Origin of the sequence: Myxococcus sp. XM-1-1-1 (assembly GCF_020037095.1) — a bacterium.
Taxonomy (GTDB): Bacteria; Myxococcota; Myxococcia; order Myxococcales; family Myxococcaceae; genus Myxococcus; species Myxococcus fulvus.
The window spans coordinates 243,728-263,686 of the sequence record NZ_JAIQDH010000011.1; the positions used below are offsets into that span (position 1 = coordinate 243,728).

The 19,959-nt window shown below is 70.0% G+C and carries 12 protein-coding genes; 4 read left to right on the forward strand and 8 right to left on the reverse strand.

Annotation, left to right across the window (positions count from 1 at the left end; genetic code table 11):
* Positions 1-9 precede the first annotated feature (9 nt).
* The 3 genes from K8640_RS22685 (at position 10) to K8640_RS22695 (ending at position 10,297) form a co-directional block, all read left to right on the forward strand.
* The gene (locus K8640_RS22685; protein WP_223748936.1) at positions 10-1,608 is read left to right on the forward strand and encodes an NAD(P)/FAD-dependent oxidoreductase; all 1,599 of its coding nucleotides are present in this window, start codon (positions 10-12) and stop codon (positions 1,606-1,608) included.
* Positions 1,605-8,783, forward strand: coding sequence for a type I polyketide synthase (locus K8640_RS22690; RefSeq protein WP_223748937.1), 7,179 nt, complete (start codon positions 1,605-1,607; stop codon positions 8,781-8,783). The genes K8640_RS22685 and K8640_RS22690 overlap by 4 nt, the downstream gene beginning before the upstream one ends.
* Before the next feature lie 83 nt (positions 8,784-8,866).
* Positions 8,867-10,297, forward strand: a complete 1,431-nt coding sequence (locus tag K8640_RS22695) for a hypothetical protein (protein WP_223748938.1) — start codon at positions 8,867-8,869, stop codon at positions 10,295-10,297.
* Here the strand turns inward: K8640_RS22695 and K8640_RS22700 are convergent.
* From K8640_RS22700 to K8640_RS22715, 4 genes are all read right to left on the reverse strand, one after another.
* Positions 10,288-11,493, reverse strand: a complete 1,206-nt coding sequence (locus K8640_RS22700) for a DUF1624 domain-containing protein (protein WP_223748939.1) — start codon at positions 11,491-11,493, stop codon at positions 10,288-10,290. The genes K8640_RS22695 and K8640_RS22700 overlap by 10 nt on opposite strands.
* Positions 11,494-11,787: 294 nt before the next feature.
* Positions 11,788-12,405 carry a hypothetical protein gene (locus tag K8640_RS22705; RefSeq protein WP_223748940.1) on the reverse strand — a complete coding sequence of 206 codons (618 nt, stop codon included), beginning with the start codon at positions 12,403-12,405 and terminating at the stop codon, positions 11,788-11,790.
* Positions 12,406-12,530: 125 nt separating this feature from the next.
* Positions 12,531-13,301 (reverse strand): serine protease, encoded by a 771-nt coding sequence (locus K8640_RS22710; protein ID WP_223748941.1) that lies wholly within the window; start codon positions 13,299-13,301, stop codon positions 12,531-12,533.
* Positions 13,302-13,305: 4 nt separating this feature from the next.
* On the reverse strand, positions 13,306-14,076 hold the full coding sequence (locus K8640_RS22715; RefSeq protein WP_223748942.1) for a zinc-dependent metalloprotease: 771 nt from the start codon (positions 14,074-14,076) through the stop codon (positions 13,306-13,308).
* Between the two features lie 549 nt (positions 14,077-14,625).
* Between K8640_RS22715 and K8640_RS22720 the strand changes: the two genes are divergently transcribed.
* Entirely contained in the window at positions 14,626-15,378 is a 753-nt protein-coding gene (locus tag K8640_RS22720; protein ID WP_223748943.1) for a hypothetical protein, read from the forward strand.
* A gap of 8 nt (positions 15,379-15,386) precedes the next feature.
* Here the strand turns inward: K8640_RS22720 and K8640_RS22725 are convergent, their stop codons facing one another.
* The 4 genes from K8640_RS22725 to K8640_RS22740 form a co-directional block, all read right to left on the reverse strand.
* Entirely contained in the window at positions 15,387-15,791 is a 405-nt protein-coding gene (locus K8640_RS22725) for a hypothetical protein (RefSeq protein ID WP_223748944.1), read from the reverse strand.
* Positions 15,792-15,809: 18 nt separating this feature from the next.
* Positions 15,810-17,186, reverse strand: coding sequence for a hypothetical protein (locus K8640_RS22730; RefSeq protein ID WP_223748945.1), 1,377 nt, complete (start codon positions 17,184-17,186; stop codon positions 15,810-15,812).
* 345 nt (positions 17,187-17,531) lie between these two features.
* On the reverse strand, positions 17,532-18,710 hold the full coding sequence (locus tag K8640_RS22735; protein ID WP_223748946.1) for a hypothetical protein: 1,179 nt from the start codon (positions 18,708-18,710) through the stop codon (positions 17,532-17,534).
* Between the two features lie 234 nt (positions 18,711-18,944).
* Positions 18,945-19,895 (reverse strand): DMT family transporter, encoded by a 951-nt coding sequence (locus K8640_RS22740; RefSeq protein WP_223748947.1) that lies wholly within the window; start codon positions 19,893-19,895, stop codon positions 18,945-18,947.
* Between the last annotated feature and the right edge of the window lie 64 nt (positions 19,896-19,959).

Genomic DNA, 19,959 nt, shown 5'->3' on the forward strand with positions numbered 1-19,959 from the left:
TCCACCGCCATGGGATTGCTTTCTCGACGCGTCGACGCGTCCGCCACGGGTGCGTCCTTCGATGTCATCTTCATCGGCTCGGGGATGGGCTCGCTGGGCGCGGCGGCGATTCTGTCCCGCCATGGCCTGAAGGTGCTGGTGCTCGAGCGTCACTCCGTCGCGGGAGGCATGACGCACACCTTCCAGCGCAAGGGCTACGAGTGGGACGTCGGCGTGCACTGTCTGGGCAGGCTGCACGAGCCGGACGAGCCCCTGCGGCGCGTCTTCGACTTCGTCACCGAGGGCGCGCTCGGCTGGGCGCGGATGGACCGCGTCTACGACAGGCTCGTCTTCGCGGACCGGCGCCATGACTACGTCACCGGCGCGGAGGCGTTCGAGGCGGAGCTGTGCGGCGCCTTCCCCTCCGAGCGCAAGGCCATCGCCGCGTACGTGCGCCTGCTGCATGGCGTGAAGCGGGCCTCGCTGCGCTACTTCATCCAGCACGTGCTCCCCCGGTGGATGACGCCGCTCACGCATCCCGTGCTCGGTTGGCCCTTTCGCCGTCACTCCAACCGCACGACGCGGGATGTGTTGTCCTCGCTCACGTCGGACCCGCGCCTGCTGGGTGTGCTCACGGGGCAGTGGGGGAACTACGCGCTGCCTCCGGCGGAGAGCAGCTTCGCCATGCACGCGCTGGTGGCGGAGAATTACCTGGAGGGCGCCTGCTATCCGGTGGGGGGCGCGGGCGCCATCCTCGACCACATCGCGCCGGTCATCACCCGCGCGGGCGGTCAGGTTCGCGTCCGCGCGGAGGTGAAGGAGATCCTCGTGCGGGAGGGCCGCGCCCTGGGCGTGCGCCTGACCGACGGCGAGGAGCTGCGTGCCCGGTACGTCATCAGCGGCGCGGGCGCGGCGCAGACGTGGGGCTCGCTGCTCCCGGAGCCCTGGAGGCCGCCCGAGGTGACGCGGGGGCTCCAGCGGATTCCGCAGTCCATCGGTCACCTCGGCCTGTACCTGGGCCTGAAGGGCGCGCCCGACGAGGTGGCCCTGCCGGCGACCAATGTCTGGGTCCATGCCGGGTATGACCACGACGCGAACCTGCGCGCCTTCACGCGGGACGCCTCGGCGCCGCTGCCCGTCGTCTACCTGAGCTCGTCCGCGGCGAGAGACCCTTCGTGGGCCCAGCGCCACCCGGGGCGCTCCACGCTCACCGCCCTGTGCCCCGCGCCCTATGACTGGTTCGAGAAGTGGGAGGGCACGCGCTGGCGCCGTCGAGGGGCCGAGTACGACGACCTCAAGGCCCGGCTCTCCGAGCGCCTGCTCTGCGTCGTCCTGGAGCAGTTCCCGCAGCTGAAGGGGCGGGTGGAGTACCAGGAGCTGTCCACGCCGCTCAGCACGGCGCACTTCGCCCACCGACCGCGCGGCTCCATCTACGGATTGGAGCACAGCCCGGAGCGCTTCCGACAACCGTGGCTCCGCTCGCGGCTGCCCATCCAGGGGTTGCTCCTGGTGGGACAGGACGCCGTCTCGGTGGGCGTCGGCGCGTCGCTGATGTCCGGGGTCCTCGCCGCTTCCATCGTCCTGCGCCGCAACGTTCTCGGAGACCTCCTCCGAAAGGATTCCCCATGAAGCCCTCGCTCCGATTGTTCCAGACCCTGTTGCACGGTGCCCTGCGAGGTCGCGTGGGCCCGCTCGAGGAGAGTGTCACCCGATGGCGCGTCCTGCCTTCGGACCTGGACCTCTTCGGCCACATGAACAACAGCCGCTACCTGGCGATGATGGACCTGGGGCGCATGGACCTGCTCGTGCGCGCGGGCCTGTTGCCCCAGGTGCTGCGACACCGGTGGGTGGTTCCCGTCGGAGCGACGTCGCTCCAGTTCCGCGACTCGCTGCGCCTGTTCGAGTCCTATGAGCTGGGCACGCGGCTGGTCTCCTGGGACGAGCAGTGGCTCTACTTCCAGCAGGAGTTCCGACGTCCCTCGGAGCCCGGGCGTCCGGTGGTCACCGGCCACGTGCGCGCGGTCTTCCGGGACGCGAGCGGCACCGTCCCGCCCGCCCAGGTCCTGCGGAGCGTGACGGGCCACGAGGTCCCCGTGCCCGTCGTGTCGAAGGAGCGGCGGGGGCCCACCCGCGCCTCACCGGGCCGCGCGGACGTGGAGCCCGCGCGCGAGCCGCTGGCCATCGTCGGCATCGGCTGCCGCCTGCCGGGCGGCATCGAGGACACGGACGGGTTCTGGAAGGTGTTGATGGAGGGGCGCGAGTGCATCGTCGACATCCCCGAGGGGCGCTGGGACGCGAAGAAGTTCCACGATGCCTCGGGCCGCGCACCGGGGCGCACCTATGTGCAGCGCGCGGGGTTGCTCCAGCAGGACCTGCGTGAGTTCGAGCCGGGCTTCTTCGGCATCACCCCGCGAGAGGCCAACACGCTGGACCCGCAGCAGCGCTTGATGCTGGAAGTGTCGTGGGAGGCGCTCGAGGACGCGGGCCTGCCGCCGAGCACCCTCGCGGGCAGCCGCACGGGGGTCTTCGTCGGCGGCTTCATGATGGACAACCTCATCCTGCACGCGAGCCCGGACAACCGGGAGCGGCTCGACAGCCACTCGGCGACGGCGAGCACGCTGACGATGCTCTCCAACCGGCTGTCGTACTTCTACGACTTGCGAGGACCCAGCGTGTCGCTGGACACGGCGTGCTCCTCATCGCTGGTCGCGTTGCACCTGGCCTGCCAGAGCCTGTGGGCGGGCGAGAGCGAGGCGGCGCTCGTCGGAGGCGTCAACGTCCTGCTCCTCCCCGAGACGCAAATCACGATGTCGAAGGGGCGGTTCCTGTCTCCCCGAGGTCGCTGCCACGCGTTCAGCGACCAGGCCGACGGCTACGTGCGCGCGGAGGGCGCGGCGGTGCTCGTCGTCAAGCCGTTGTCCGCGGCGCTGCGGGACGGCAATCCCATCCACTCGCTCATCCTGGGCACGGCGGTGAACCAGGATGGACGGACGCCGGGCATCACCGTGCCCAACGCGGACGCGCAGGTGGCGGTGATGCGAGAGGCCTACGCGAAGGCGGGCGTGGACCCGTCGCGCGTCGCGTACGTGGAGGCCCATGGCACGGGCACGCCGGTGGGTGACCCCATCGAGGCGCGCGCCATCGGCACCGTGACGGGCGCGGGTCGGACGGGCCCGGAGCGCTGCCGCATGGGCTCGGTGAAGACGAACCTGGGACACCTGGAGGCCGCGGCGGGCGTGGCCGGCGTCATCAAGGCAGCCCTGGTGCTCGAACATGGCCTGGTCCCGCCTCATCCGCACCTGGGACGGGTGAACCCCCAGATTCCGCTCGAGACCCTGGGGCTGCACATCCCCACGCGTCCCGAGGCAGTGCCACGAAGCACCGAGCCGCGCTTCGCCGGTGTGAACTCGTTCGGGTATGGCGGAACCAACGCGCACGTCGTCCTGGCGGAGCCGCCGCCTCGCGCGGCCGGGTTGACACCCAAGCGTCCCGAGGGGCGTCCGCACCTGCTCGTCCTGGGGGCGAAGTCGAACGAGGCGCTGTCCGCGCTGGCGGAGCGGTACGCGGTCTGGCTGGAGGAGGGGCGCGCGACGCCGGAGCAGCTGTGCCGTGACGCGGCCGTGCACCGCTCGCATCCACGCCATCGCCTGGCCCTCCGAGGCGCGAATCGGGAGGCCCTGGTCCGGTCGCTGCGCGCCATCGCGCGAGGCGAGCGGGATGTGCCGGGGCTGGACTTCGTCGCGGACCCGGTCGAGGCGCGGCGCAAGGTGCTCTTCGTCTACACGGGCATGGGGCCGCAGTGGTGGGCGATGGGGCGACAGCTCCTGGCCACCGAGCGCGTCTTCCGTGAGGCCGTTGAGGCGTGCGATGGCCTCTTCCGCGAGCTGGCCGGGTGGTCCATCGCGGAGGAGCTGAAGCGCGACGCGGCGTCGTCACGCATCACCCGCACGGAGGTGGCGCAGCCGGCCAATGCCGTGTTGCAGGTGGCGCTCACGCGCCTGTGGGCATCGTGGGGCGTCGTGCCTGATGGGGTGGTGGGACACAGCATCGGTGAGGTCGGCGCCGCATGGGCCTCGGGGGCATTGGACACGCGGGAGGCGCTGCTGACCGCCTTCCATCGCAGCCGGCTGCAACAACGGGTGGCGGGGCAGGGGGCCATGCTGGCCGTCGGCCTGGGGCCGGAGGAGGCGCTCGAGTGGGTCCAGCGTCATGGCCCGGGTATCGCCGTCGCCGCCATCAACAGCGCGCGCTCGGTGACGCTCGCGGGGGCGCGGGCTCCGTTGGAGCGTGTGGCCGCGGAGCTGGCCGCCGCTCAGCGCTTCAATCGCTTCCTCCAGGTGGAGGTGCCGTATCACAGCCCCTTGATGGACCCGCTCCAGGGCGAACTGCTGGAGGCGCTGGCCGTGCTGCGCCCCAACGCGCCGCGCCTGCCCATCTACTCGACGGTGTCCGGGCGGCTCATGACGGAGCCCGAGCGCCATGACGCGACGTACTGGTGGAACAATGTCAGGGGCTCGGTGCGCTTCGCGGACGCACTGCGTGCCGCCGCGGAGGATGGACATGGGACGTTCATCGAAGTGGGGCCGCACCCGGTGCTGGCCTCGTCCATCCGGGACGTGTCGAGCACGGCGGGCATGAAGGGCGAGGTGCTCGCGTCGCTCGTGCGGGAGGCTTCCGAGCAGGAGACGATGACCTCCGCGCTCGGGCGGCTCCATGTCCTGGGGGTGGACGTCGCCTGGCGTGGCTACTTCGGCCCTGGGGCGTACGTCGGTGCTCCGAGGATGCCCTGGCAGCGCAAGGTCTACTGGGGGGAGAGCGTACGCTCCGAGAGTCGACGCCGTGCCTTCGGAGGACACCCGCTGCTGGTGGATTCCGAGCCGGGCGCCTGGACGGCGGAGTTGAGCCTCGCGGCGGTGCCCTATCTCGCGGACCATCACGCGGCGGGGAGTCTGCTCTTCCCGGGCGCGGGGCATGTGGAGCTGGCGCTGGCGGCGCGACATGCGCTCACGGGGGATGCGCGTTGCCGTATCGAGGAGCTGGAGCTGAGCTCCGCGGTGGTGCTCAGCCCTGAGACGAGCCCGCGTCTTCGGCTGGGGTTCTCCGCGGAGACGTCCCGCTTCGTCGTTCAACGTCAGGAGGAAGGGCAGCAGCCCGTGGTCTGCGCACGCGGGAGGCTGATGTCGTCGGGGCGGGGCTCGCGCCTCGTGGAGGTGGCGGCGCTCCGTGCGCGCTTGCCGGAGTCGACGAGGCCGGAGGCGCTCTACGCGTCACTCGAGCGCGGAGGGCTGCGGTATGGACCTGCGTTCCGCGTGGTGAGTGCACTGCATCGCGCTCCGGGGGAGGTGCTCGCGCGACTCGACCTGCCGGCCGGAGTGGACACGCGGGGATACCACCTGCATCCCGTGCTGCTCGACGGGGCGTTCCACAGCCTCATCGCGGCCGCGATGGATGACGCGGACCACGACATCGTGCCCACGGGGGTCGACTGCATCGAGGTGCTGATGTCGCCGGGACGGACGCTCTGGTCCCATGGACGGCTCCGCTCGGTAGGGGAGGGGACGTTGCGTGGGGACATCACCTTGCTGAGCGAGGACGGTGTCGTCGTGGCCGAGGTCACGGGCTTGACGTGCCGACTGTTGCCGAGGGTTCGCACGGACGAAGCGGTGCTCCTGGAGCGCTCGGTGTACTCGCGACGATGGGAGCGGTTCGAGCCCTCGGAGCCAGTGGCGCGCGAAGAGGTGACGTGGGTGGTGATGGGCGGTGCGGTACCTGGGACGAGTACGTCGCAGTGGCACGCTGTCTCCGATGCCACCGCACTGGATGCGACGCTCACGGCTCTGCCCGAGAGTGCCAAGGTGCGGCTCGTGGACCTGCGCTGGCTTGCCGCCACGCCCGAGAGCGAAGCGCCGGTCGCACGAGGTGTGGACGCGGCCGATGCGCTGCTTCGGTGCATTCAAGCCCTGCGTCCAGGGCGCATCGACCGCTACTACCTGGTCACCACGCGCGCCGAGTTTGTCGAGCCCCTGTCCGACACTGCCCACCCGACTGAGCGGCTCGATCCTGGTCAGCTCGGGGAGCTCTCTGTTGAGGATGTTCGCACCACGCGTGTCGCGTCTGTGTTGCAGTCATCGGGCGTTGCCCAGACATCCGGGCGGAGTCTCGTGGGTCGACCCATGGACAGCTCGGGTGGAGATGTCCTCGCCACCCGCGCCGAGTCAGTCGAGCTTCTCCCTGACGCCGCCGGTGCGTCTGGCCTGCGCCGAACCGGTCCGCTCAAGAACCCTTCAGACGAAAAGCGCATCGAGGACGCGGTGGTCGAGGCTCAGCGCGCGGTGCTCCATGCTGAAGCGGCGCCTGTGTTCGGACGCGATGCCACGGGTTCGTCCGGGCTCCTCACGAGCGGGCTCGCGACACATCGGGAGCTGCCGTCGCTCTGCCTCGCGCCGCTGCTGGGGCTCGCCCGGACCGCGATGACGGAGCGGCCGGACCTCCGACTCACCGTGGTGGACCTGGACGCAGAGCCGTCGAGCATCGAGGCGTTGCTGCTGCGCCTGAGCGGGCTCGGCATGGAGCAGGAGGTCGCCGAACGCGAGGGCCTGTTCCACGCCGTTCGGCTCGTGCGCGACACGCTCACGCCTCCCACGGAGGCGCCGCAACTGGAGCCGGTCCCGGAGGGAATGGGGTACCAGCTGGTCCTCGGCAAGGAGGGACAGCTCGACACCCTCGGCTTCGTGGCGAAGGCGCGACGCGGCCCCGGCTCCGGCGAGGTCGAGCTCGAGGTGGAGTCCACGGCGCTCGGCTTCAAGGACGTGATGAAGGCCCTGGGCCTGCTCTCCTCACGCGTGACGCGGGATACCTATATCGGCGAAGCCATCGGCATGGAGGGCGCCGGGCGCATCAGCGCGGTGGGCGAGGGGGTGACGCGCTTCGCGGTAGGGGACCGTGTCTACGGCGTGGCCCCGGGCTTCATCGCGTCACACGTGGTGCTGCCCGCGGGGAACGTGGTGAAGCTCCCCGAGCACCTGTCCTTCGAGCAGGGCGCCAACCTCATCGTCTTCCTGACCGTGTACCACGCGCTCATGCGGGTGGCCCGGCTGCGGCGGGGCGAGCGCATCCTCATCCACGGCGCGACGGGCGGCGTCGGGCTCGCGGCCATCGAGGTGGCCCGCTGGTGCGGCGCGGACATCCTCGCGACGGCGGGGAGCGAGGAGAAGCGCCAGTACCTGCGCGACCAGGGGCTCACCCACGTGAGCCACTCCCGTGACACGCGCTTCGCCGAGGACGTCCGCGCCTGGACGGACGGGCGCGGGGTGGACGTGGTGCTGAGCTTCTCGCCGGGAGAGGTCGTGTCTCGCAGCGTGGAGTGCCTGGCGCCCTTCGGCCGGTTCATCGAGCTGGGCAAGGCCAGCTTCGAGCAGGACGAGCTGCTGCGGCTGCGCCCGTTCTACGAGAACCTGACGTACGCGGCGGTGGACTTCGACCGGCTCCTGCGGAGTCGCCCCGATGAGGTGCGCCAGCTGTATCAGGAGGTGCTGGCCCGCTTCGAGGACGGCAGCTTCCGCCCCTTGCCCTCCCGCTCCTGGCCCGCGAGTCAGACGGAGGACGCGTTCCGGACCCTGGCGCGAGGTCAGCACATCGGCAAGGTGTGCATCTCCATCAAGGACCCGGGGCTCCGAGTCCGTCCCCCCGCGCGCGGCCCGCGATTCTCGTCCGAGAGCACCTATCTCGTGACCGGTGGCCTCGGTGGGTTCGGGCTGGAGGTGGCGCGGTGGCTCGTCGAGGAGGGCGCTCGGCACCTGGTGCTCGTGAGCCGCAGGGGGGCCCGGTCCGAGGAGGCGCGCGCCACCCTCGCGCAGTGGCGCGCGCGAGGCGTCAGCGTCCAGGCCCTCGCCGTGGACGTGTCGAGCCGTGAGGCGCTGGAGCAGGTGTTCACCCGAATCCACGCGGGGCTGCCGCCGCTCCGAGGCGTCTTCCATTGCGCCACCCTCCTGGAGGACAAGCCGCTGGAGCAACTGGACCGAGGCTCGCTGGAGCGGGTCCTGGCCGCCAAGGCCCAGGGCGCGTGGAACCTGCATCAGCTGACGCGGCGGCTGCCCCTGGAGCACTGGGTGGTCTTCTCGTCCCTCTCGTCGCTCGTCGGCAACGCGGGGCAGGGGGCCTATGTCGCGGCGAACGCGTTCCTGGACCAGCTCGCGGTGCGCCGACGCCAGCAGGGCTTGCCGGCGACGGCGATTCAATGGGGGGCGCTGGGGGAGGCCGGGCTCGTCGCCCGTAACGCGAGCGTGGCGCGCCACCTGGAGCACCTGGGCCTGCGAGGCCTGTCCACGCGCGCCGCGCTCCAGGGGCTCGGGCTCGTCCTGGAGGCGAGGCCCGTCCAGCTCGCCATCGCGGACGTCGACTGGCGACGATGGGGCGAGGCGCTCGTTCCCTGGAGCGGCGCGAGGCGACTGGTCGGGCTGATGGATGCGCCCGCTGGCGCTCCCGGCCTCGGACAGCACGGCGCACCCGCGTCCGGGGCCTTCGAGGGCATGGACGAGGACACCCGACGTGGGCACCTCCTCCAGGGTCTGACGCGAATCGTGGCGAGGGTCATGCGCACGCAGGAATCCTCGCTCAACGTCACCCAACCCCTGAGGGAGCTGGGGCTGGACTCCATCATGGCCCTGGAGTTGGTGACCGCCGTCGAGCGCGAGCTGGGGATGAGACTCTCCACCCTGGAGGTCGTCAGCGGGCCGTCCCTCCGGGAGCTGGCCGCCCGGCTGTCTGCTCCACGCCAGGAGCGTGCCGCGAGCCTCGCCGGCTGAGGGCAACCTTCCGTGAGGTCCTGGCGCTCCATGGCCAGGGCGTTCGGCCTATCCTCCTCCGCAGGAGGCTGAGCCGACCGCCCATGCCGAAGTACACCGTGAACCTGTCCGAAGTGCCCGAAGGTCATGAGCTCCCCCCACTGCTCCAGAAGGTGGGCGAGTGGGTCGGCAAGCAAGAGCATGGAACCCTGGGGTGGTTCGATGGGCTGGTGGTCGAGGCGGTTCCGAAGGAGTGGAGCCCGGAGAAGGCGGACCGTCTTCGCGCCGCCGCCTTCTCCTTCCTGAGCCTCGCGGACGGCTCGCTGCTGCTGTTGGTGAAGCCCGGTGGGAAGGCGCCGCCCGCAGTGGCGCTGCTCGGCTCCGAGGGTGAGACGCAGACCGTCGCCAACAGCCTGGAGGAGTTCCTCGCCCTGTGGTCCCAGGGCGAGACGGACATCCACGACCTCGACGACGAGGAGGCCGGGGCCGGACGCGAGGCCCTGGCCGCCTGGTTGAAGAAGCACAAGGTGAAGGTGCCCAAGACGGCGGAGTTCGACTTCGCCGCCTGGCTCGACGGTGACGAGAAGCCCTCGGCCCCGCGGCCTTCCACCTCCGCGCCCGCGTTCACCCCCACCGACGTCATGGCGAAGCTCGGCCCCAAGACGCGGCAGGTGGCGTCGGTGCTCGGGCGTCGCGCGGATGCGCCGGAGGTCATCACCTACGTGACGGAGGTCCTGGGCAAGAAGCTGCCGGCCTCCACGAGCGAGAACAAGGACTCGGTCAACGTCTCCGCGCCCAAGCAGGGCATCGAGCTGGTCCTGTCTCACGACATCCTCCACGACGCCTTCCCGCCGGTTCCGAAGACGGCCAGGTCGTTCATCCCCTACATCTCCACCGCCTGGGTGCGGTCCGCGGTGGGCGAGGACGTGCTGGGCGTGCCGTGGAAGGCGAAGTCGGAGGCGGAGGTCACGAAGGTGCTGGGGCCGCCCACGGGCCGCAAGGCGAGCTTCGCGGACGAGGACGAGCTCAACGTCGCCTTCTGGCTCTACCCGCTCGACACCGAGGGGCTCCTGGAGCTCGAGCTCGAGTTCGATGACGGAATCACCGTCACCCTGTCGGTGAAGGGCTCGGGGGACCTCGCGCGGTATCCGGATGTCACCACCGGGCTCTTCGTCGGCTACGCGGTGACGCGGGGGCTGCTGGACACGTCACGCTTCCCCGCGCACCAGGCGCTGCTGGCGAAGATTGCCCGGCGGGAGGCCCAGGGCTCGGAGCTGGTGAAGCAGGCGATGCCTCGGGGCCTGTGGACGGGCCACCTCCGGGACGAGCCCGCGCTCCAGACGCTGCTGTGGCGCTGGTTCCACAACATGAACGACCTGTGGATCAAGAAGGACCTCATCCAGGTCTTCGGCAAGCGCTCGACCGAGAGCGGCCACGACGCACCGAAGCTGGCCGACGACACGTGGGCCGCCGTCGATAAGGCGGCGCCCGTGCTCGACAAGCGCTTCGCCGCGTTCATCCGGCCTCAGAGGTAGCTCATCCAGGGGCTGCGCGAGCGGGCCTTGAGCCGGGCGAAGGCCCGGCAGGCGAACCACATGGGCACGGTGGTCACCGCCGCCAGCAGCCAGAGCGAGCCGACACCGGGGAGGCTGAACAGCGTCCCCTGGTTGGGGCCGAGGGCCGCGAGCGCGAGCCGGTTCAGCGCGTGGAGCAGGTAGAGGTGGACGACATAGAAGAACAGCGGCGCCGCGCCGAACACCGCCAGCGTCGTGCTCAGGGCCTCCGGCGCCAGGTCCAAAAGCGCCAGCAGCGCCGCGCCCACGCCCAGGGTCAGCAGCAGGAAGTCGAGCGACGGTGGGTACTTGGTCAGGTTGAGGAACGACATGACCGTCTCCAGCGGCGTCGCGCCGACGGACCACGGCAGGGGCTCGCCGTAGACGTTCACGAGCCTGAGCACCCCGAAGAGGGCGAGCGCGCCGGCGGACGCGAGCAGCAGCCACCGGCGCCGCGTCGTCGCCTGGACCTGGGACGAGAACCACGGCCCCACCGCGTAGCCCAGCGCGATGACGCCCAACCACGGCAGCACGGGATAGGACGTCTTGAGCCGCGCGCCCCACGGCAGGTCGATGAAGCCCCGGTCATGCAGGAGCGCCCACCAGGTGTGCCCCGGCTCGCCCGCCGCGAAGTGGACGGGGTCCAGCAGGTTGTGGCCCAGAAGCACGAGCAGCGCGAAGCCCAGCAGCGCGGGGCGGGGCAGGTGGAGCAGGGCGGCCAGCACCATCATCGACAGCCCGATGGCTCCGATGACCTGGAAGTAGTACGTCGGCGGGAGCAGCTGGAACGTCCACGCGAAGTTGACCACGGTCAGCTCCAGCACCAGCAGGAACAGGCCCCGCTTGAACAGGAAGCCGGACGCCGCGCGGCGCCCTCCATGCCGCTGGCCGTAGAGCCAGGCCGCCACGCCCGTGAGGATGACGAAGACGGGCGCGCACAGGTGCGCGGCCAGCCGGGTGAAGAAGAGCCCGGGCGGCGTGGTCGCCAGCACCACCGGGTCGCTGACCTGCGCGTGGAGATAGAAGTACTCGCGCACGTGGTCCACCAGCATCAGCGCCATGACCAGTCCCCGCAGGGCGTCGATGCCGAGGATCCTCCGGCCCTTCGTCGTCGCCAGGCTCGCCGCCGAGGGCTCCACGGAGGGCAGGGCGGTGGACATCGTGGCGGGTGCTGTCATCGCGTTCACTCGAACGGGAAGGCCGCGCCTCCGAGCGATACGGCGGTTGGCTGCTTCCCTGTCGTGGTGGAGGAGGGCGCTCGGGGCCCGTCGATAACAGCCGGCAAGGCGCCTCACTCCCCAAAGCGGCGAGAGGCTTCCATGGGCGGCCCCGTGTCCCGGGAATCCCTGTTCCTGAGTTACAGTTGAATCATGGTGGCGATAAGGCGCCGTTGCCTCGGGGCGCCCGGCTGCTCGTGGCCTCGCCGCGCCGGCGAGGGGTCCGGTGAGTGGGGCCGGACCCCGTGCGGAGCGCTACTGCTGACGGCCCTCGATGGCGCACATGAGCACCGCCGCCGCGATGCCGAGCCGGCGGTCCAGGCGGTTCTGGAGGTCCATGCCGAAGTCGAGGTCGATCTTCTGGATGAAGGGGTTGAAGCGCTGCTTGAAGGCGAGGACCTGCGCGCCGCCCACGGTGCCGGTGAAGGACTGGGGGAGCAGGTTGGTGAGGAAGCGGCGCACCAGCGCCAGCATCATGCTGTCCTCCTCAATCTTGCCGATCTCCTGGTCGTTGGTGTCCAGCACCAGCCACTCGTCGCGGAGGATGGAGCGCAGGCCCTTGCGGCGCAGCGCGCCCACGCGCTCGCCCGTGGACGCGTCCGTCACGTCGTACGTCATCCCGAAGTCGAGGATGCCGCGCGCCTTGATGCTCAGCAGCTCCTCGCGCATCTGCTCGTCGCCGTAGATGCGCAGGTCCTCCTTCAGCTTGAAGGCCTTCATCTTCGAGTAGAACGCGAGGTTGCCCGCGGCGTCGTAGATGTGGAACGCGCCGCCGAACAGTTTGAAGAACTGCCGGCGAATCATGTAGGACGACTGGCCGAAGCGGCCGAGGGCCAGGTGGCTGGCGGGACGGTTTTGGAGGGCGGTAGACATGCCCACCCCCTTAGCAAAGTTCGCACGCCCGCCGCACGCCAGCCCGCTCGGGATGTGACCCGGTAAACCCGGGATGCGGGCAATCACGTTCCGAGCGCGAGCCCGAGCGTAACCTCGGGACGGCTTCAGCGCTCGACGAGGTCGGCTGCCTGGAGGTACTCGGAGGCCTCGACGATGGCGCTCGCGGTCCAGCCCCGGTTCGCGCCGCGCCCCGACACCTCGCAGTCGCCGTCGGTGTGGATGCCCAGCACGTAGCCCTGCTCGTTGAGCACCGCGGCCCCGGAGCTGCCCACCAGGGTGTCCAGGTCCGTGTAGTAGACGAGCCGGTTGCACGCGTCGGCGTAGCGCCCCTCGGCGATGACCTTGGGCGAGCCGCGCGGATGCTGGATGACGGCCAGCCGCTCGGTGGCCAGCGTTGTCAGCGGGACGGGCGCGGCGGTGGGGAGCGTGTCGAGCAGGATGAGGGCATAGTCCGGCGCGGCCGATTGCTCGATGACCGTGCCCTCCGTCATCAACGGGTCTCCGTCCGCCTCGTCCTCGAAGTTGAACACCACGAAGGAGCGGTCCCCGAGCCCGACACAGTGGCCCGCGGTGAGCACCACCGGCCCCGCGCTCGCGGCAATCAAGGTGCCGGTGCAGCTGCCGTTGATGAAGACGACGGCGTCCTCTCGCTCCTGGATGTTGGCGAGCGCGCCCTGGTAGCGATTGATGGGCGTGAAGTCGAGCGACGGGCCACACTGCGTGAACGCGGTGACACCAGCCGGCTGCGGCTCCTCGCAGACCTTCAGTTCATAGGGTGCGGGCACCGAGCCCCCGCAGGCCCAGAGGCCCAGGAGCACGGTGCCCGCGAGGCGCGAACCCCAGGGTTTCAGGATGGAACCGAGGGGTCGCGTCATGGGCTCAGTACAGCGTGGTCAGCGCGGTGCGGTCGCTGCTGGTGAAGTTGCCCGTCTCCGACGAGCGGAAGCAGGAGTTCATGATGGAGCCGCCCACCGTCGCCGTCGTCGGCGTGCCGGTGATGTGGATGGCGCCGACGCCCGCCGTGCCCTCGTTACCACCGGAGCCGCAGCTGATGGCGCGGTTGTAGTAGTCGGAGTGACGGAAGCCGACCGCGTGGCCGAGCTCGTGCGTGATGACGTGCTCGTTGACGCCCGCGCTGTAGCTCTGCAGGCCCGTGCCGATGTTGATGGTGCCGTACGGACGGCCGCCGGAGGGGAAGCCCGCCGAGCCACCCGCGCCGGACATCGTCGTCGCGGTGATGTTCGCGCTGCAGCCCGTCGTCGGGCCCACGGCCATCGTGAAGCTCAGGCCGAGCGCGTTGTAGTTCGCGACCGCGGCCGTCAGACCGGCCTTGAGGCGGGAGTAGCTGTTGAACGAAGAGGTGGGGTTGACGCAGATCTTCGTGATGCTGCTGGAGACCAGGTTCGTCGTCCGGTACTGCTCCACGTGCGTCACGGGCTGCAGCATCTCACGCGAGGCCTCGAGCGTCACGTGGGCGTCGCGGCCCACGTACACCAGACCGTCGACCTCCATGATGTCGTCCGCCGGGAAGCCGGCCTCGACCAGGTTGGCCTTGATCTCCTCATTCTCCAGCTGCGTGTCGCCGGTCTCGGAACCACAAGCCGCGAGCACGCCACAGCTCACCACGAGGACTGCCGCTCTCTTGAACATGGTGCTTTTCCTCTGATGATTCGGGGGGACGCGCCGCCGCCTGACCTTCCCATCAGCCGCGGACGGCGCGCTCGTCCCCTCAGCAACTGGCGGGCCACTCGGCCGATAAGAGTGGGGAAGCTCTCAAATCTAGATTAACCTGGAGTATCCGCGCTCCAGGTTGCGGGGGCCGAGGTGTAAAGAGGCCTGACGCAGGCTGGGTTAAAGCACCGTCTCACCAGCGCTTTTTGTATTCACAGGGGAGCGCCCGGTTTTCGGACAGCGGTGTCTATGAATCAGTCATCCACCGTGGGGTCTCAAAAGCCCGTGAATACATGGGGTATCACGGACCCCCGGGGGATGCACCGCCGGGCGAAAACTGCTGTCTTCATGCATCCAAGTCCAGCTGACGCCCTGGGTCGACCCCGCGGGTGTGGCTTCGAGCACCGCACGCCCCCCGCGGGATTTTTCCAGCGGGGGGCTGCTTTACGAGGGACTCGGGGGAATTCTAGGTTCCGCTGGAAAAATCCAGCTCAACGAGCGGTGTATCGCCGGCTCATCAGGATGCACGTGAACCTCCTCCTCGCGCGTTTCTCCCTTGGATGTCTGCTGTTGGCCCCCTTGTCCGCGTGTGACTCCAGCGCGGAGGACGACAACCCCGGGGGCGGCGACTCCGCCGTGACGGGGGTCTGGAATCGCTTCGGCAGTGAGTACGGCTACAAGACGGACGTGGCCTACGGCGGCATCGCCGGCCAGTCGTCGGACCGGGTGTACATGTGCGAGCTGCCCGGCTCGCCGTCGGCGGGGCTCTACAAGGGGCGGCTCATCAGCCCCCGGATGATTCGCTGGGATGCGACGCACAACCTGCCCGACTACGAGGTCGTCTTCGAGGGGCAGACGATGCGCTTCCGGCCGCAGAACGGGTCGAACACGTTCCTGGGCCAGTACCAGAAGGGCACCTGGACGCCGGGCGCGTGTGATTTGTCGATGGAGAACGGGGAGCTGGTGGACCGCTCCTCCTCCGCGTACGTCCGCTTCGACAACGACGGGGACTTCAAGATCAACAGCGTCACGGTGGGCGGCGAGCCCCTGCCCATCCACAACCGCGACACGTGCAGCGTCACCACGCTCATCCCCGCGGGGACGGGGGACAACGGCCTGCTCACCGTGTCCATCAACTACAGCGGCGTCGGCGTGGACGGCCCCTACCGGCGGACGCAGAACCACACCCTGTACCGCTCGGACTTCAAGCCGGACTGCAACAAGCTCGCGGTGGAGATTGGCTGCGGCGCGCTGGCCGTCTGCGTCTACGTGGCGCCGTAGCCTGCGTGTCACTCGTACCAGGTGGGCACGAGCGTGCGCACCTGGGGCAGCGCGGCGACGCGGCAGAGCCGCTCCCACGCGGCGGGCGTGAGCGCGCCGTGTCGGGCCTCGCAGTCCTGCGCCTCCAAGGGCAGCAGCACCAGGACCTCCGAGGCCGTGTCGCACGCGGCGCGGCCTCGCGAGGCCAGGGCGCGCGCGCCGGGGGCGAGCGCCTGGACGCGGGCGAGCAGCGCCGCGTCGCGGGCCGGAAGGCACAGCTCCACCGCGCCGTCGTTGCGACAGCCCGCCTCACGGGTGAAGGCGAGCTTCTCGGTGGGGCACGCGACGTTCGCGGAGGCCGCCGGGTCGACGGGCGTGGTGGCGCACGCGGACAGTCCGGCGAAGAGCAGCACGGCGGCGATGTGGCGAGGCATGGGGAGGCTCCGGACGCGTCAGCGGAAGGACTTCACGTAGTTCGCCATGATGGCGGGGTGGTCCGAGTAGAAGTGGTCGTTCAGCGTGCGCGACAGGGAGCGCGTGTCCTCACCCAGGAGGTTGATGGACTCGGTGTCCACCTGCTCCTGGTTCACGATGATGCCTCCCATGTAGTTGTTCTTCGCGTTCGTGTTGGAGTGGGAGACGGTGTACGTGGGGTGGATGTTCCCGTCGGAGCCCTCCTGGAAGGAGAACCGGTTCGGGAAGAAGCCTCCGCCCAGCTCGAACGAGTCCATGTTCAAATCCCCCAGCAGCACGTCCACGTTGTTGTCGTGGGCGAAGCGGGCCACCTCCTCGAGCGCCTTGTGCTTCTTGTCGTCCTTCGTGTGGCCGGTGTAGCCCGCGTCCAGGTGCACGCCCGCGACCTCGAAGTACACGCGGTACTCGGGGACGATCTTCTGCACGCAGAGCCACTTCTCGGGGTGGTTGACGCCCTGGCGGATGAGGCCTCGGGCCTCGTACAGGACCTGTGAGGAGAACATCTCGTCGCGCAGGACGTAGGCGGAGATTTCGTTCTTGGGGTCCACGTCGGGGTCGAGCAGCGTGCGGATGCTGCCGATGCGCCGATAGGTCAGCTCCGGGCACGGGCGCAGCTCGTCCGGGAAGGGCGCGCCCTTGAGCTCCTCCGACAGGAAGATGACCTCGGGCACCCGTTGCGTGAGCTGCTTGTGCAGGTCGTAGGGGCGCCTGGCGTGGAGCCGCTTCCACTCCAGCACGTTGGTGGCCTCCTGGATGTGCTTGAGGACGATGGCGTCGTAGTTGGCGAGCACGTCGTCCTCCTCCAGGAACCCCGACTTCTTCTCGAAGGGCGTGTGGTGCGGGTACGGCTTGGTGTTGAACGCGGCGAGCGGCTGGAAGCCGCCCACGTTCTGCAGGGGCGCGAAGTTGAAGCCGCCCGTCGGGACGAGGTTCCCCTGGAACGTGCCCTGCTTCGCGTTGTCCTTGTAGAACTTCTTGCCCGCGTCGAAGGGGATGAACAGCGTCATGCACTGCAGCGTCATCACGCTGGGCTCGGGGATGCTCGCCGTGTCATCCAGGGTCATCATCTGCGACGGGGGCGGGGAGGACTCCCGGACCGGGTCCAGCAGGGCGCTCAGCAGGCTGCCCGACGCCGACCGCCGAAGCCGGACCTGTTCCCGGCGCGCCTGCTTCATCGACTTGAAGGTCTTCTGGATGCGCGCGTCGTGGGGGGACTTCTTCAGGTCCACGTACGAGGGCTTCTTCCGGATGGGGCCGGGCTTCGCGACGTGCGTCAGACAGCTCTTGCAGAGCGTCTTGCTCTCGAACTGGAAGACGAAGACCTTGCGGTGACACCTTCGGCACTGGATCAACATGGGGGCTCGCGTTCGGGCCGGGCGCGGGGGCGGCGGTGCGCAGTCCCCTGTGCAGCCGGTGTGCCTGGACCCACCGCCTCCTTCTTCCAGGAAGAAGCAGGAAGTCGCCCGACCTTGCGCGCGTCGGCCCGACATCCCGTGCGAGCCACGTGCGACGCGGAGGCCGTGCGGGCGGCTCGGGAGCCGCGGCGCGCGAGGGGGCTGCGTCCGGGGCCGACGCGGCCCGCGTTCCAGTGGCACGCGCCCGCTCATCGAGGGAGCGGGCCCGGTCGTCCGCGTGGGCCGCCGCGGATGCCAGGGCGACACCTCACCCGCGGGGAGCGGGGGAGGCGCCGCCGGGGTGACTCAGGGGCTGAGGGGGTAGCAGTAGCTGTAGGTGCGGTCGATGCCGCCACCCGAGAGCGGGTAGTAGACGTAGCCCAGCTCCTCGCCCGGGCCGCAGTCGGAGCGGGCGCGGGTGTAGGGGTGGCACGTCACGACCGCGGGACCGGCGCCATCCACGTCGGAGCAGCTGCCCCGGGCGCCCTCGACGCCGCAGAACTCGGTGAAGCCTCCGGAGCACGGCTGGCCGATGAGCGCCGGGTCGAACGCGAAGCCGTGGCCCTCCAGCACGGACTGCTCGGTGCACAGGCCATAGACGCCGCAGACGGTGCCCGAGGGGCAGCCGGGGTTCGCGGCCATGAAGTCACACGTCTTGAGGCACTGCGCGTCTTCGGAGATCAGGTCCGTGCACGCGAAGCCCTGCTCGCAGTCGGTGGTGGCCAGCTCGTACTCGCTCGCCGCGGCGGTGCGCGTGCACGACTCGCCCTGCGTCTTGGTGCCGAGCGCGCGCTCCAGCGTTCCGTCCGTGCCCGCGTAGTCGTCCGCGACGCAGGCCGTGTCCGGCAGGGCGCTCGTCGGCGAGCCCTGACGCGGGTCACACCCGCCAGGGCGCAGGGTGTTCCAGGTCGCGAAGCGGATCCACCGGCACTCGCCCCCCTCCACCACGGCGGAGCCCGTGTAGGGGCCGGAGCGGGGCGCGGCGAGCACCGACTCGCGCAGCACCACGTTGGACAGCGCGCCCAGCGTCTGCTGCGGCGACAGCTGGAGCGCGAGCAGCAGCGCGCCCGAGTCCGCGACGAACAGCTTCTGCGTCGTGGTGCCGATGTCCTGGTAGCCGAAGACACACTGCTCGCAGGTGAAGGTGTTCGCGCCGCCCGCGGCCAGGTTGTAGAGGCCCGGCGCCGTGTTCATGTCCAGGCGGATGCGCAGCTCGTCGCGCGTGGTGCCGCCCAGGTTGGTCAGGTCGCCGCGGAACGTGGGCTGACGCTCGTACTGCACCGGCGTCAGCTGGATGCCATTGAACGTCTCCCCGAGCGTCACCTCCGTACAGCCCGCGGGCGGCGTGAGGAAGCGCGCCTCCTGCTCGGCGGTGAGGACCGCGTCCTGCGGTGTCACGGGCGCCGGGTCCTGGGCCTCCTGGCCACAGCCGATGAGCCCCGACAACAGCAGCGCGCCCCAGCCACCACGATTCACGAACTTCATCTTGGATTCTCCCATCACGGTTGTGTGGAGCCGAAGGCCGCGACGACACCGCCCCGATTCACGGTTCGTGGGTCATACGCTGCGCTCGGAACGGAGCCGGCCCGGCTCGCACATCCGATGAACGGGAAATCGCGTGAAATGTCGCAAGCCCGCGTGCGTGGCCTCCGGAGGTGCTCCGGGCCACGCGGCGAGTGAATCCGCTGGCAGTGTATCCAGGGTGCTGTTGAACCTGGATTACGGAACGAGCCGACCCGGCCGGAGGCCCGCGGCGGGGGCGGCCGTGCGCGGGAGTCCCGGCGCGCTGACGATGAGGATGCCCGCGAGCACCAGGGCCGCGCCCAGGATGAAGAACAGCCCCACGGGCTCTCGCAGCACCAGCCAGCCCGCGGTGACGCCGAACACGGGCGTCATGAACGAGAACACGGACAGGCCCGAGGCGAGGTAGCGGCGCAGCAGCCAGAACCAGACGAGGTAGCTGGCGAAGGACACGATGACGCCCTGGAAGAGCAGGCTCGCCCAGGCGGTGCCCGTCATGGAGAGGTGGCCCGTCTGTCCGGTGAACAGCGCGATGGGCAGCAGGAGCGCGAAGCCGCCGAGCAGCTGGTAGAGCAGGGTGTGCGTGGGGCGCGCCTCGGAGAGCGACGAGCCGCGCACCACCACGGTGGTCGCGCTCCAGGACAGGCCCGCGAGCAGCCCCAGCGTGTCGCCCCAGAGCATCCGCGGGGTGATGCCTCCCTGGAGCCAGCCACCGCCGAAGGCGAGCATGATGCCCGCGAAGGCGACCAGGATGCCCACCCACTGCACCCGGCGCAGCCGCTCCGAGGGGATGCGCCAGTGCAGGCCCAGCGCGGTGAAGACGGGCGCGGTGTAGAGGAAGACGGCGATGTGGGAGGCGTGCGTGTGGCGCAGGCCCTCTCCGATGAAGAGGAACTCGGCGCCGAAGAGCACGCCCGACAGCAGGCCGGGGCGCCAGGTGCCGTCACGCAGGTCCAGTCGCTCGCCGCGCAGCAGGCACAGCAGGCCCACCAGCAGGGCGGCGAGCCCCGAGCGCAGCGCCATCTGCGCCAGGGGTGGGATGTCGGACGCGGCCAGCTTGATGGCCACCTGTTGGATGCCCCAGAGGGCGCACAGGAGGAGCATCGTGGCGAGCGCGAAGCCATCGACGGGTCTGCGAAGCGTGCTCATGCCCTTGATATGGCGTGTGGCGGGCTTGATTCATATAGCTTGAACCCGACAACCCATGCCGAGA